Origin of the sequence: Nonomuraea cavernae (genome assembly GCF_040655715.1) — a bacterium.
Lineage (GTDB): Bacteria > Actinomycetota > Actinomycetes > Streptosporangiales > Streptosporangiaceae > Nonomuraea > Nonomuraea cavernae_A.
On sequence record NZ_JBFAKL010000022.1, the window covers coordinates 134,445 to 149,257 of the forward strand.

Annotated in this window: 9 protein-coding genes; 6 read left to right on the forward strand and 3 right to left on the reverse strand. The window is 69.9% G+C overall.

The window, feature by feature from the left end; translation table 11 throughout:
- Window positions 1-106: 106 nt before the first annotated feature.
- The 4 genes from AB0I38_RS28645 (at window position 107) to AB0I38_RS28660 (ending at window position 5,173) form a co-directional block, all read left to right on the forward strand.
- Entirely contained in the window at window positions 107-1,660 is a 1,554-nt protein-coding gene (locus tag AB0I38_RS28645; protein WP_358481429.1) for a GMC family oxidoreductase, read from the forward strand.
- Between the two features lie 28 nt (window positions 1,661-1,688).
- Window positions 1,689-2,942: a cytochrome P450 gene (locus AB0I38_RS28650; RefSeq protein WP_358481463.1), complete on the forward strand. Its 1,254-nt coding sequence runs from the start codon at window positions 1,689-1,691 to the stop codon at window positions 2,940-2,942.
- Between the two features lie 22 nt (window positions 2,943-2,964).
- Window positions 2,965-3,804 (forward strand): alpha/beta fold hydrolase, encoded by an 840-nt coding sequence (locus tag AB0I38_RS28655; RefSeq protein ID WP_358481514.1) that lies wholly within the window; start codon window positions 2,965-2,967, stop codon window positions 3,802-3,804.
- 130 nt (window positions 3,805-3,934) lie between these two features.
- Entirely contained in the window at window positions 3,935-5,173 is a 1,239-nt protein-coding gene (locus tag AB0I38_RS28660) for a cytochrome P450 (RefSeq protein WP_358481545.1), read from the forward strand.
- 24 nt (window positions 5,174-5,197) lie between these two features.
- Here the strand turns inward: AB0I38_RS28660 and AB0I38_RS28665 are convergent, their stop codons facing one another.
- Window positions 5,198-6,904 carry a hypothetical protein gene (locus AB0I38_RS28665; RefSeq protein WP_358481574.1) on the reverse strand — a complete coding sequence of 569 codons (1,707 nt, stop codon included), beginning with the start codon at window positions 6,902-6,904 and terminating at the stop codon, window positions 5,198-5,200.
- Between the two features lie 577 nt (window positions 6,905-7,481).
- Here AB0I38_RS28665 and leuS point away from each other — a divergent pair.
- Complete coding sequence (leuS, locus tag AB0I38_RS28670; protein ID WP_358481594.1) at window positions 7,482-9,932, forward strand: leucine--tRNA ligase; 2,451 nt, start codon at window positions 7,482-7,484, stop codon at window positions 9,930-9,932.
- Window positions 9,933-9,936: 4 nt separating this feature from the next.
- Here the strand turns inward: leuS and AB0I38_RS28675 are convergent, their stop codons facing one another.
- Together AB0I38_RS28675 and AB0I38_RS28680 are read right to left on the reverse strand one after the other, a co-directional pair.
- On the reverse strand, window positions 9,937-10,902 hold the full coding sequence (locus AB0I38_RS28675) for a TIGR03557 family F420-dependent LLM class oxidoreductase (RefSeq protein ID WP_358481625.1): 966 nt from the start codon (window positions 10,900-10,902) through the stop codon (window positions 9,937-9,939).
- A gap of 35 nt (window positions 10,903-10,937) precedes the next feature.
- Window positions 10,938-11,384 carry a hypothetical protein gene (locus tag AB0I38_RS28680; protein WP_358481643.1) on the reverse strand — a complete coding sequence of 149 codons (447 nt, stop codon included), beginning with the start codon at window positions 11,382-11,384 and terminating at the stop codon, window positions 10,938-10,940.
- 169 nt (window positions 11,385-11,553) lie between these two features.
- On the opposite strand from AB0I38_RS28680, the gene AB0I38_RS28685 reads away from it, so the two are divergent.
- Complete coding sequence (locus tag AB0I38_RS28685) at window positions 11,554-14,718, forward strand: S41 family peptidase (RefSeq protein ID WP_358481654.1); 3,165 nt, start codon at window positions 11,554-11,556, stop codon at window positions 14,716-14,718.
- Window positions 14,719-14,813 lie beyond the last annotated feature (95 nt).

The following is a 14,813-nucleotide window of genomic DNA, read 5'->3' on the forward strand; positions in this document are numbered from 1 at the left end:
AGTATGAACATACCGGCCGGTAGGTGACGCCATCCACAACCGGATATGGACGCGGCCCGCCACGTGGAGTAAGCAAGTACCAAGTTACTTACCCCTGGGAGGGGCCATGGAGTACGACTACGTGATCGTCGGGGCGGGGTCGGCCGGATGCGTGCTGGCCAACAGGCTGTCGGCCGATCCGGGGGTGTCCGTGGCGCTGCTGGAAGCGGGGGGCCAGGACGACAAGCTGGAGATCCGGATGCCCGCCGGGTTCGCCAAGCTGTTCAAGACCGACGCCGACTGGGACTACACGACCGCCAAACAGGCCGAGATGGGCGAGCGGGAGCTCTACTGGCCGCGCGGCAAGGTGATCGGCGGTTCGTCCTCGCTCAACGCCCAGATGTGGGTGCGCGGCTGCCAGCGCGACTACGACCAGTGGGGCGTGCCCGGCTGGTCGTACGACGAGGTCCTTCCCTACTTCAACAAGGCCGAGCGCCGGGTCGGCAGCAACCGCGGCGACGTGTACGGCTCCACCGGGCCGCTGTACATCTCCGAACTGCGCAGCCCCAACGTCACCACCGCCGCCTTCCTGAAGGCCTGCGAGGAGATGGGCATGGAACGGCTGGCCGAGCTCAACGGCCGTTCCAACGAGGGCTTCAGCCCCACGCCCGTCACCCAGCGGCGCGGCCGCCGGTGGAGCGCCGCCGACGCCTACCTGCGGCCCGCGCTGAAGCGGCCCAACCTGACGGTGATCACCGGCGCGACCGTCGACCGGGTGCTGTTCGACGGCCGGCGCGCCACGGGCGTCGAGCACGACGGCGGCGCCCAGGTCAGGGCCAGGCGCGAGGTCATCCTGTCGGCGGGCGCGATCGGCTCGCCGTACCTGCTGCTGCGCTCGGGCGTGGGCGAGGCCGAGGAACTGCGCGAGGCGAGCGTCCCGGTCGTGCACGAGTTGCCGGCGGTCGGCCGCAATCTGCAGGACCATCTCACCAGCGGGGTGCTCGTGCGGTGCAAGGAGCCGGTGACGCTGACCAAGGCCGAGTCGCTCGGCAACCTGCTGCGCTACGTCGTGATGCGCTCCGGCATGCTCACCACGAACGTCGGCGAGGCGGTCGCGTTCATCAGGACCTCCCCGGAGGAGCCGGCGCCGGACATCGAGCTGGTCTTCGCGCCGGGACCGTTCATCGACCACGGGCTTACGCCGCCCACCGACCACGGGATGACCGTGGGCGTCGTGCTGCTGCAGCCCGAGAGCCGCGGCCGGGTCGGCCTGAGCGGGCGCGACGTGCTGATCGACCCCGGCTACCTGACCGAGGAGGCCGACGTCAGGCGGCTGGTCGCCGGGCTGAAGACGGCCAAGCAGGTCTTCGCCACGAACGCGATGAAGCCCTTCGCCGACGGTCCCCTGCCGCCTTTCACAACCCCGGAGACCGACGAGGAGCTCGTGCAGTGGATCCGCGACAGGGGGGAGACGCTCTACCACCCGGCCGGCACCTGCCGCATGGGCGCCGACGCCGAGTCGGTCGTCGACCCCTCGCTGAAGGTGCGCGGCGTCGAGGGGCTCCGGGTCGTGGACGTGTCGATCATGCCGACGGTCAACCGCGGCCACACCCACGCCCCGGCCGTCATGATCGGTGAGAAGGCCGCGGACCTGATCCGGTCGGAGCAGGCCTTGACGTAAGTGTTCACTTGCGTGAAGGTCGTTGAGTATGACGCTCTCCATGGACACGGACCTGTCGCAGATCCCGTTCTGGGCGTTGCCCCAGTCCGAGCGGATGGCCGCCTTCCAGCGGCTGCGCGCGCTCGACAGGCCCGTGTTCGTGCCCGAGCAGCAGATGCCGTTCATCGGGGGCGGCCCCGGCTACTACGCGCTGGTGCGTCACGCGGACGTGACCGAGGCCAGTCGCAACGCCGCCGTCTTCAGCAGTGAGCCGTGCTCCAACAGCATCCCCGACATGCCCCGCTGGCTGGCCGTGTACTTCGGCTCGATGATCAACATGGATGACCCGAGGCACGCGCGGCTGCGCCGGATCGTCTCGCGGGCGTTCACCCCGCGCATCCTGTCCAAGATGGAGGAGGACCTGGCCCGGGCCGCCTCCGAGATCGTGGACCAGGCGATCGAGGAAGGGCCGGGGGACTTCGTCCCCCAGATCGCCGCGAAGCTTCCCGTACGTGTCATCTGCGACATGATGGGGATTCCGGCGAAATTTCATGACATGGTGTTACGTCGGACCAACGTGATCCTCGGCAACGCCGACCCCGAGTACACCGGCCTGTCTCCCGACTTCAGCCGGGTCAACGTGGCCCGCGGCCTGGTCAAGCTGCTGCACGCCGGCTTCTCGCTGAACCGCCTGGCCGCCCGCCTGGGTGACGAACGGCGCAAACGTCCCACGGGTGACCTGGTGAGCCTGCTGGTCAACGGCGAGGAACGGCTCACCTCACAGGAGCTGGGCTCGTTCTTCATCCTGCTCGTGGTGGCCGGCAGCGAGACGACCCGCAACGCGATCGCGTACGGGCTCAAGCTCTTCACCGACCACCCGGACCAGCGCGAGCTGCTGCTGGCGGACTTCGACGGCCGCATCGGCAAGGCCTGCGACGAGATCGTCCGCTACGCGACCCCGGTGATCCAGTTCCGGCGCACCCTCACCCGCGACCACGAGATGAACGGCATGAGCTACCAGAAGGGCGACAAGGTGCTGCTCTTCTACAACTCCGCCAACCGCGACGAGTCGGTCTTCGCCGACCCTGACGCGTTCGACATCACCCGCGACCCCAACCCCCACGTCGGCTTCGGCGGCCCCGGCCCGCACTACTGCCTGGGCGCCCACCTCGCGCGCAGGGAGATGACCGTGATGTTCCGGGAGCTGTTCACCCGGCTGCCGGACATCAGAGCCACCGAAGAGCCCGACTTCCTGCTGTCCAACTTCATCAACGGCATCAAACACCTGCGCTACACCTACTGACCGAATGCTAGGTTTCGCAGTCATGGAGATCAGAACTATCCACGCCAATGGGGTGGAGTTCGCGTATCTGGCCGTTGGGGAAGGGCCGCTGGCGTTGTGCCTGCACGGTTTCCCCGACACCGCGCACACCTGGCGGCACCTGATGCCGGCCCTGGCCGGGCGCGGCTACCGGGCGGTGGCGCCGTTCATGCGCGGCTACGCGCCCACCGAGGTGCCCGCCGACGGCGCCTACGAGGGAGCGGCGCTCGCCGCCGACGTCGCCGCCCTGCACGAGGAGTTGGGCGGGGACGAGCGGGCCGTCGTCATCGGCCACGACTGGGGCGCCTTCCCCGTCTACGCCACGGCCGGCCGCTTTCGCCGGGCCGTCGCCATGGCGGTGCCTCCCTCGGGCGCGCTGTTCCCCGCGTTCCTGGAGTACGACCAGCTCAAGCGGTCGTTCTACGTCTTCCTCTTCCAGACCGTCCTGGCCGAGACGGCCGTCGCGATGCCGGGCTTCCTGGAGAAGCTCTGGGCCGACTGGTCACCCGGCTACGACGCCGGCCGGGACGTGGAGTTCGTCCGGCGCAGCATCGGCGAGCCCGCCAACCTGGCGGCGGCCATCGGCTACTACCGTGCCGAGCTGGGCACGACGCCGCCGTCCGGCCGCTACCCGGAGCCCTCTCCGACCCCCACCGGGCCGGTCCTCTACCTGCACGGCGCCCAGGACGGCTGCCTCGGGCCGGAGGTGGCCAAGGGCGCCTTCGACCACCTGCCCGAGGGGTCGAGGGCCGAGCTGGTCGCCGGGGCCGGCCACTTCCTCCACCTCGAACGCCCCGACGAGGTCAACCGCCTCATCCTCGACTGGCTCGGCCCTGTCGTCTGAGCCCCGCGACGACGCTTCGCCGGCACCTTGGACCGCCGCAATCTTGGGCGCGACAGATTTTTCGACAGGTGGACGTACGGTGTACGTCGAAAGCATTGACGTAAGTGTCGCTGATTTGAATGATTGCCTCATGAGCGTGGACTTCGACCTGTCCGACCAACATTTCTGGGCTCGGCCCATGCCCGAGAGGGAGGAGGCGTTCGACCGGCTACGCGCGCTTGAGACGCCGGCCTTCTTCGAGGAGATGGAGATCAGCATCGCCCCGAAGGGTCCCGGCTACTACGCGTTGGCCAAGCACGCCGACGTCGTCGAAGCCAGCCGTAACGCCGAGGTCTTCTGTTCGGGCGACGGGGGCGCGACGAACATCCCCGACATGCCCGCCGAGTTCGCCGAATACTTCGGCTCCATGATCAACATGGACGACCCCCGGCACGCCCGCCTCCGCCGGATCGTCTCCCGGGCCTTCACGCCCAAGATGATCAAGCAGTTCGAGGCCGACGTGGAGACCGCGGCGGTGGGCATCGTCGACGACCTGCTGGACAAGGGTCCGGGCGGCGACTTCGTCACCGACGTGGCCGCGCGACTCCCGCTGAAGATCATCTGCGACATGATGGGCATCACCGAGCGGGACTACCGGTTCGTCTTCGACCGCTCCAACATCATCCTCGGCGGATTCGACCCCGAATACGCCGGCGACGACGTCAGCAAGATCGCCGAGCGACTGCTCACCGCGGGCATGGAACTCCAGCAGCTGGTGCAGGACCTGGCCGCCCACCGCGCCGAAAAGCCCACGAACGACCTGACGTCGTCCCTGGTCAACGCCAATATCGACGGCGAGCGGCTGACGATGCAGGAGCTGGGGTCGTTCTTCATCCTGCTGGTGGTGGCGGGCAACGAGACCACCCGCAACGCGATCTCGTACGGGCTCCGGCTGCTCACCAAGAACCCCGACCAGCGGGCGCTGTGGCTGGAGGACATCGACGGCCGCGCGCCCGGCGCGGTCGAGGAGATCGTCCGGCTGGCCTCGCCGGTCAACTTCATGCGCCGCAAGGTGACCAGGGACCACGAGATGAACGGTCACCTCTACCGCAAGGGCGAGAAGGTCGTCCTCTTCTACTGGGCCGCCAACCGCGACCCCGAGGTGTTCGACTCGCCCTACACCTTCGACATCACCCGCAGCCCCAACCCGCACGTGGGCTTCGGCGGGCCCGGCCCGCACTTCTGCCTCGGGGCGCACCTGGCCCGGCGCGAGATCACGCTCATGTTCCGCGAGCTGCTGCGCCGCGTTCCCCAGATCGAGGGCGGCAAGCCCGACCGGCTGTACAGCAGCTTCATCAACGGCATCAAGCACATGGAGTGCACCTTCTAGCGCGACGGCCACCGCGCGGCGGGGCTACCGCGCGGTGACCTTCAGCTGCTTGACCACGGTGTTGATGTCGGGCAGCAACTGCTTGCCGGTGGTCGGCACCGACATGTACACGATCGCCGGGAGGTCGTTGCCGCTGTTGACGGCGATGGTGACGATCGTCGCCCTCTGCGTGTCCGACGTCAGCGAGTAGGCGATCAGGCGGCCGGTGGCGTCGCCCACCTTGATCGGCTGCTGGGCGATCTTGCGGACCTGGTTGCCGGACGGGAAGAACCGCTTGCGGGCGTTCACCACGACCGCCTTGATCACCGGTTCGAGATCGTCCCCGCTGGTGTAGGCCGACGCCATCCTGGCAGGCAGCGGGCCCGTGAGCAGCTGGGCCTGGGTCTCGCCGACCTGGGAGAACTGGCGGGTCTCGAAGCCGTACGTGGCCTGGACCGTGGTGCGCTGGTCCAGCTGCCAGGCGCCGCCGAGCCGCGGCACCGAGATGCCCGCCGTAGCGCTCTGCACCACACCGTTGACCGGGGCGGGGTTGCCGGCGTAGGTGCGCAGGCGGCCGATCGACGTGGAGGTCTTCTTGGGAGGCGCGGCACTGTTCGACGCGCTCGGGTCGGCCGCCGCCGGGGCCGCGTCGTCGCCCGCCAGGGGCCCCGCCAGGAACGCCCAGAGCAGCGCGCCGACGAGGGCCACACCCACCGATCCGGCCAGGGCGTAGATCCAGATGGGCTTGCCCGTGTCGTCCAGCGAATCCGGCTCGCCCATGGACTGGTAGTCGTCGCCGAAGACGGTGTCCCAGAGCTGCTGCTGGCGCTCCGGCGGAGGGGTGCGCGAGCCGCTGATCTGGCCGGCCGTCACGAACGGCCGGTCGGGGTCGGAGGGGTCGCGGCTCAGGTTGGCGCCCGGCCTGCCATGCCGCGACTGCTGCTCGCCGCCCGGCTGCCCACCGCCCGGCTGCTCGTCGAAGGGCTGCTGCCGTCCCTGTGGCATCGCCCGGTCGTCCAGCGGCGTCCCCCCGCCGTACGGGGCCTGCTGCGCGCCGCGTCCGTCCAACGCGGGTTGCTGCATGGTGCGCTCGTCGAAGGCGGGCTGTTGCATGGTGCGCTCGTCGAACGGCGGCGCCCCGGCCTGCGCGCCCTGCGGCGCCCGGGTATCCGGTCCGGCGGGCGCGGCCTGGCGCGGCTGGTCGGCCTGCGGCCAGGGAGCGGGGGAGTTGAGGTTGGCCCAGCCGGTCGCGGCGGGCGGCGCCTCCTGCCAGGCGGGGATCGGATCCTGCCGGACCGGCTCCGGCCGCGACTGCTGCTGCTGCGACGGTGCCGTCGCATCCGGCCAGGACGGCTGCTCGTAGCGCGGATTGTCGGGCCATGGCTGCTGCGCGGGGGAGGTGGCGTCGGGCCAGGACGGCTGCTGCGCTTGCGCGGCGCCAGGTCGCTGGGACGGTTGTCCGGGCCGGGTGGCGTCAGGCCACGACGGTTGCTGCGGGGACTGCGTGGCCTCAGGCCACGAGGGTTGCGCGGGGGAGGTGGCGTCGGGCCAGGACGGCTGCTGCGCTTGCGCGGCGCCAGGTCGCTGGGACGGCTGTCCGGGCCGGGTGGCGTCGGGCCACGACGGTTGCTGCGGGGGCTGCGTGGCCTCGGGCCAGGACGGCGGCGACGGCGGCGGCGCGGCCTCGGGCCAGGACGACTGCCGGGAGGCGTCGGCTCGCTGCGCCGGGGAGGTGGCGTCGGGCCAGGACATGGGGACGTCCGTGTGGCCGCCGGACGGCCAAGAGGCGGGCACGTCGCGCTGAGGAGCCTCCTGCGGCGGCACTTCGGGCCAGGACTGTGGCAGGTGTGGTGCTCCGGAATTCTCCGTTGCCATTGCTGCCATACCTCCTGGTGGTGTTATGTCCGCATATGACGCATCGGGCGTGATCTCATGGGATTTTCCAGGAGACCCAGCGGGTTCCGCAGGGAAACGGGCGAAGCCGTGCGGATCGGTGGGCGGGTCCTGCATCGGCAGGCCGTCCATCGATCGTTCTGGCTCAGCTGGGTACACCACGGCGACGAGAGTATTCTAAAGGGACATATGAGGTCACAACGGATACATCACCATCAGGTCTCACCAGACCTGAAGTGCCCATTGTGCCCCGCTACCACGGCCGAGTATCGGCATTCCATCGAAGAGGTGCGCTAGGCTTGACCTATGCGTTCCGCGACCCTGCTTCTTAGCGGGCCGCGACGGCTCTGAGAGCTCTCGCCGTCGCGGCTGCCCCTCGTCACGCGCGCGAGGGGTTTTCTTATGGGTCCGAGTCAAGCCAAGAAGGACAAACGCCGTGAGTGAGTACGATCCGCAGGCGCTGCAGGCCAAGTGGCAGCAGCGGTGGGAGGAGCTGGACCCGTTCCGGGCGAGCGAGGACGCCGCCGACCCCCGGGAGCGGCGCTACATGCTCGACATGTTCCCCTACCCCTCCGGTGACCTTCACATGGGCCACGGCGAGGTGTTCGCGATCGGTGACGTCGTCGCGCGTTACTGGTTCCAGAAGGGTTACAACGTCCTGCACCCGATCGGCTGGGACTCCTTCGGCCTGCCCGCCGAGAACGCCGCGATCAAGCGCAACGTGCACCCGGCCGAGTGGACCTACGCCAACATCGAGACGCAGGCCAACTCCTTCAGGCGCTACGCGATCTCCTTCGACTGGTCGCGCCGCCTGCACACCAGCGATCCCGACTACTACCGCTGGAACCAGTGGCTGTTCCTGCGTTTCTTCGAGCGCGGCCTGGCCTACCGCAAGGGCGGCCTGGTCAACTGGTGCCCCAACGACCAGACCGTGCTGGCCAACGAGCAGGTGGTGGCCGGCAGGTGCGAGCGCTGCGGCGCCGACGTCATCCGCCGCGAGCTGACGCAGTGGTACTTCAAGATCACTGACTACGCCGAGCGGCTGCTGGACGACATGGCCCAGCTGGAGGGCGGCTGGCCCGAGCGCGTGCTGACCATGCAGCGCAACTGGATCGGCCGCTCCGAGGGCGCCGACGTGCTGTTCGAGATCGAGGGCCGCGAGGAGCCGGTCCACGTCTACACCACGCGGCCCGACACCCTGTTCGGCGCGACGTTCTTCGTGGTCGCCGTGGACGCGCCGCTGGCCGACGAGATCGTCACCGACGAGCACCGCGAGGCGTTCGAGGCCTACCGCGCCGAGGTCGCCAAGCTGAGCGACATCGAGCGGCTGTCCACCGACAAGGACAAGAGCGGCGTCTTCCTGGGCCGCTACGCGATCAACCCGGTCAACGGCGAGCGCATCCCGGTCTGGGCGGCCGACTACGTGCTGTCCGACTACGGCCACGGCGCGATCATGGCCGTGCCCGCCCACGACCAGCGCGACCTCGACTTCGCGATGAAGTTCGGGCTGCCGGTGAAGGTCGTCGTGCACACCGGCCTGGCCGACCCGGGCGAGACCGGCGAGGCCACCCCCGGCGAGGGCAAGCTGGTCAACTCCGGCCCGCTCGACGGCCTGACCAAGACCGAGGCCATCGCCAAGATCATCGATGTGCTGGAGGTCGAGGGCCGGGGCACGGGCGCGGTCAACTTCCGGCTGCGCGACTGGCTGCTGTCCCGCCAGCGCTTCTGGGGCACGCCGATCCCGATCATCCACTGCGTCGACTGCGGCGAGGTGCCCGTCCCCGACGAGCAGCTGCCCGTCACGCTGCCCGACCTGCGCGGCGAGGCGCTGGCCCCCAAGGGCGTCGCCCCGCTGGCCAGTGCCACCGAGTGGGTCAACGTCGAGTGCCCCAAGTGCGGCGGTCCCGCCAGGCGCGACACCGACACGATGGACACCTTCGTCGACTCGTCGTGGTACTACCTGCGTTACTGCTCGCCCGGCTACACCGACGGCCCGTTCGACGTCGAGCAGGTCCGCAAGTGGGGCCCGATCGACCAGTACGTCGGCGGCGTCGAGCATGCGGTGCTGCACCTGCTCTATTCGCGGTTCTTCACCAAGGTCCTGCACGACATGGGCATGGTCGACTTCACCGAGCCGTTCCTGCGGCTGCTCAACCAGGGCCAGGTGATCAACGGTGGCAAGGCGATGTCCAAGTCCCTGGGCAACGGCGTCGACCTGGGCCAGCAGATCGACGCCTACGGGGTCGACGCGGTCCGCCTGACCATGGTGTTCGCCGGGCCGCCCGAGGACGACATCGACTGGGCCGACCTGTCGCCGGCCGCGTCGCAGAAGTTCCTGGCCCGCGCCCTGCGGGTGATGGACGAGACGGCCGGCGAGCCGGGCGTCGCCTTCGAGGGTGGCGACCTGGAACTGCGCAAGTTCACCCACCGCACCATCGACGAGGTCACCAAGCTGGTCGAGTCACACCGCTTCAACGTGGCGGTGGCCCGGCTGATGGAGCTGACCTCGGCGGCCCGCAAGGCCATCGACTCGGGGCCGGGCGCCGCCGACCCGGCGGTCCGCGAGGCCGCGGAGTCGCTGGCCGTCATGCTGTCGCTGGTGGCGCCCTACACCTCCGAGGAGGGCTGGGAGCGGCTGGGCCACCAGAGCTCGGTCGCGCTGGCGGGCTGGCCGGTCGCCGAGCCCGAGCTGCTCGTCCAGGACTCCGTGACCTGCGTCGTCCAGGTGGCCGGCAAGGTCCGCGAGCGCCTGGAGGTCTCGCCCGCCATCTCCGAGGACGACCTGCGGGCCCTCGCCCTGGGGTCGGAGAAGGTGCGGAGCTACCTGTCGGGCGAGCCGCGCAAGGTGATCGTGCGGGCGCCCAAGCTGGTCAACATCGTCCCCTGACGCGTCACAGGGCGCGCAGCGCCGGCAGCAGCTCGCTCTCGGCCCAGCCGAAGAAGGGCTGCTGCTGGTCGTGCCCGATCTGCACCAGGGCGACGTGCGAGTAGCCGGCCTCGACATACTTCCTGACGGCCGCTACCACGGCGTCGACGTCGGCGCCGCACGGCACGCTCGCGGCGATGTCGTCGGGCCGTACATACTCGGCGTAGGCGGCGAAGTTCACCGGCGCCGGCAGCTCGGCCATGACCTTCCAGCCGGCCGCCGACCAGCGCCACAGCCGGTGGGCGCGTTCCTTGGCGGCCTGCGCGTCGGTGTCGTACGACACGGCCAGCTGCCCGTACACCGGCTTGCCCGCGCCTCCCTCGGCGGCGAACTGGCCGACCACGTCCGGCAGGGCCTCGTTGATGATGAGCGCGTCGGCGTAGTCAGCCGCGATCGAGGCGGACGTCCGGCCGGAGGCGGCGACGCCGATCGGCACCGGGGCGTCCGGCAGGTCGTAGAGCTTGGCCGAGTCGATGTCGTAGAACTCCCCCTGGTAGGTGACGTAGTCGCCGCCGAACAGCTCCCGGATGATCTCGATGGCCTCACGGAACATCCGGTGCCGGGTGTCGGCCGGTGGCCAGCCCTCGCCGATGACGTGTTCGTTGAGGTTCTCGCCGGAGCCCAGGCCGAGGGTGAAGCGGCCACGGGTGAGCACGCCCATGGTGGCGGCCTTCTGTGCGACCACGGCCGGGTGATAACGCATCGTGGGGCAGGTCACGTACGTCATGAGGGGCAGATTCTGGGTCGCCTGAGCGGTCGCCCCCAGTACGGACCAGGCGTAGGGGGAGTGCCCCTGTTCTTCCACCCAGGGAAAGTAATGGTCGGAGATCACCGCGTAGTCGAAGCCGATCCGCTCAGCCGTGACGGCGTCGTCCACGAGCTGCCGTGCGGGCGTCTGCTCGCACATCAGGGTGTATCCGATTTGCACCATGCAGTGCTGTATGCCCGGAATTGATGGATTTTAGGTCAAGAGCACCGGAGATCAATGATGGTGCGTGGCTCGCTGAGCTCGTCGATGACCAGGCCGAGCCCCATGCCCAGCAGCCATACGTCCTTGGCCAGCGAGAGGCCGTCCGGAGAGGGGCGCAGGCTGCCCTCCCGGCGCATGCCCGGCGTCTTGAGATACATCCCGAGCAGCCCGCCGGCGAACGCGGTGAGCGCGGCCCCGGCCAGTAGCGAGGGCACCAGCGGAACCAGCAGCGCCGCGCCGAGGGCCATCTGCGCCTTCGACAGCGTCTTGATGAACTCCTCCGGATCCTTCCCGCGAAGGAACGGATAGGTGCCGGCGGCCATGCCGTGCATCCTGACCGCGGTCTCCCGATCGGCCTTGGCCATGGAGAGACCTGAGTTCAGGATGAACGCGCCGGCCGCGATCCGGGGCGGAAGATGGTACGCGCGAGTGAAGAACATCATGATTCCTCGCAGGGTGCGAAGTGGTCTCGCACTCCTGCCCTCGGCATCCTGGCGCATCCCTGGCCAAGCCGGAATTGACCAGGAATTTCACAGCTCCGAGAGCGGCTCCGCCTCCTGCCGGAGCACCAAGTCAGCTCAGGCTCTCGGTGGACGGCACTAGTGTGCACGTGTGACAACTGGCGCATACCTGAGATATCCGCATCTGCACGGTGACCTGGTCACCTTCGTCGCCGATGACGACGTTTGGCTGGCCCCCGTGACGGGCGGCAGGGCCTGGCGGTTCACCGCCGACCGCACCCCCGTCTCCCACCCCAGATTCTCGCCTGACGGCACCCGCATCGCGTGGACCAGCAACCGCGAAGGAACGCCCGAAGTGTTCGCCGCCGAGCTCGACGGGTCCGAGGGAGACCGCCTCACCCACTGGGGCAACGCGACGACCGGATCGCGCGGCTGGACCCCCGGCGGGGACGTGCTCGCCGTCACCGCCGCCGGAGAGGGAAGTCGCGTCAGGACCTGGGCGCACGCGGTCCCGCTCGACGGCGGAGAGCCGGTCCGCCTGCCGTACGGATGGGTGAGCGACGTCGCGGTCAGCGGAGAGAGAGTGGCGACCGTGTCGCCGATGTGGCGCGAGCCCTCACAGTGGAAGCGCTATCGCGGCGGAACCGCGGGCAAGATCTGGGTCGACGTCGAGGGCGACGGTGAGTTCACCCGGTTGTTCGCCGACAGCACGGCCCAGTACTGGTCGGCCATGTGGGCCGGCGACCGGCTGGCCTTCCTGTCCGACGTCGACGACAACGGCAACCTGCACTCCTGCCTGCCCGACGGCTCCGACCTGCGCAGGCACACGCCGCACGAGAAGTTCTACGCCCGCCACGCCGCCACCGACGGGCGCCGGGTGGTCTACAGCCACGCCGGTGACCTGTGGCTGCTGGAGGACCTGGACGCCGAGCCGTACAAGCTGGACATCAAGCTCGGCGGGCCACGACCGGCGCGCGCCAAGCGCCCGGCGCCGACCCGCGTCGGCTCCTTCTCGCCCGACCCCGCCGGGCGGGCCAGCGCCGTCGAGATCCGCGGCACCGCCCACTGGGTGACCCACCGCGACGGCCCCACCGGCGTGCTGCGCGCACAACCCGGCGTCCGGGTACGGCTGCCGCGCGCCCTCGACGCCGACGGCCGTACCGTCTGGATCTCGGACATCACCGGCGAAGACGGGCTGGAGGTCGGCACCCCCGGCGGCGAGATCCGCACGCTGGCCGCCGGACAGCTCGGCCGGGTGCTCGACCTCGACGCCTCGCCCGACGGCAAGCACGTCGCGGCGGCCACCCACGACGGGCGGCTGCTGGTCGTCGACCTCGAATCCGGCCAGGTCAGAGAGCTTGACCGGACCACCCAGGGCGACATCACCGGGCTCACCTTCTCGCCCGACTCGGCCTGGCTGGCGTGGGTGCATCCGCACCAGGAACCGCTGTCGCAGATCAAGATGGGCCGCGTCGACGGCTCCTCCATCATCGACGTGACCCCGGTGCGTTTCGCCGACTTCGACCCGATGTTCACCCGGGACGGCAAGCACCTGGCGTTCCTGTCGGTGCGGACGTTCGACCCGGTCTACGACGCGCACGTGTTCGACCTGTCCTTCCCCGCGGGCTGCCGGCCGTACATGGTGCCGTTGCGGGCCACGACGCCCTCGCCGTTCGACCCCTGCCTGCAGGGACGCGGGTTCAACGGCGAGGACGACAAGCCCGCGTCCGAGGAGAAGAGGAAGGACGACACCCCGCCGCGCACCGAGGTCGACCCCGAAGGGCTCGCCTCGCGGGTGGTGCCGGTGCCCGTGCCCGCCGGACGGTACGGCAACCTGCGCACCGCCAAGGACGCCCTGATCTGGCTGCGTCACCCGCTCACCGGCCAGCTCGGCGACGGCACCGAGCCGGCCCGTGAGGTCGTCCTCGAACGCTACGACCTCAAGAAGCGGGCCAAGTGCGAGCTGGGCAGGGAACTGCGGGCGTTCGAGGTGAGCGGCGACGGCACCCGCCTCGTCCTCACCGGCAAGAACGGGCTGCAGACCCGCGCCGCCACCGAGGGAGACGAGGTCGTCACCATCGATCTCGACCGGATCGCGCTCCAGCTCGACCCGGTCGCCGAATGGCGGCACGGCTACCTCGAAGCCGGGCGGCTCATGCGCGACCACTTCTGGCGCGCGGACATGAACGGCGTCGACTGGCAGGCCGTGCTCGACCGTTACGCCCCGCTCGTGGAGCGGATCGGCGCCTACTCGGAGCTCATCGACCTGCTCTGGGAGGTGCAGGGCGAGCTCGGCACCTCCCACGCCTACGCCCGCCCCAGCGGCTCCGCCATCGACCCGCGCCGCCGTCAGGGCCTGCTCGGCGCCGACCTGCTCAGGGACGACGAGGGCGCGTGGCGCATCGCGCGGATCCTGCCCGGCGAGTCGTCCGACCACGACGCCCGCTCGCCGCTGCTCGCGCCCGGCGTCGCCGTCCGCGAGGGCGACGAGATCGTCGCGGTGGGCGGCCGCCCGGTCGACCCCGTCCGTGGCCCGCTCGAATGCCTGTCCGGCACCGCCGACCAGCCCATCGAGATCACCGTACGGCCCGCGTCCGGCGGCGACCTGCGCAGGGTGGTCGTCACCCCGATCACCGACGAGACCCAGCTGCGCTACCACGACTGGGTGGAGGGACGGCGGGCCTTCGTCAGGCGGGCCTCCGGCGGGCGCCTCGGCTACCTGCACGTGCCCGACATGGTGGCCTCCGGGTGGGCGCAGTTCCACCGGGACCTGCGCACTGAGATGGCCCGCGAAGGGCTCGTCGTGGACGTCCGTGAGAACGGCGGCGGGCACACCTCGGAGCTCGTCCTGGAGAAGCTGTCGCGCCGCGTCACCGGCTGGGCGCACGCCCGTGGCTACGAGCCCACGCGTTACCCCGAGGACTCGCCGCGCGGCCCCATCGTGGCCGTGACCGACGAGTTCGCGGGATCCGACGGCGACATCGTGAGCGTCGGCATCAAGAACCGCGGCATCGGCCCGCTCGTCGGGACCCGGACGTGGGGCGGCGTGATCGGCATCGACTCGCGCTACTCGCTGGTCGACGGGACCGTCGTGACCCAGCCCCGCTACTCGTACTGGCTCGAAGGCCAGGGGTGGGGCGTGGAGAACTACGGCGTGGATCCCGATGTCGAGGTGGTCATGACGCCGCAGGACCGGGTCGGCGGGCGGGACCCACAGCTGGAGAAGGCGGTGGAGCTGGCCTTGGCCGCCCTGGACGAGCACCCCGCCGCGACGCCTCCCGAGCTTCCGCCCCCTACCTGGTCGTCCCGATCCTGACCGTTCGGAGGATCTCAGTGATCCTCTTGCCTGATTCATCGGCATCCGCCTCGATTGTTCGAGGTCTTACGTCGCCTCCACAGGCGTTTAGCGTC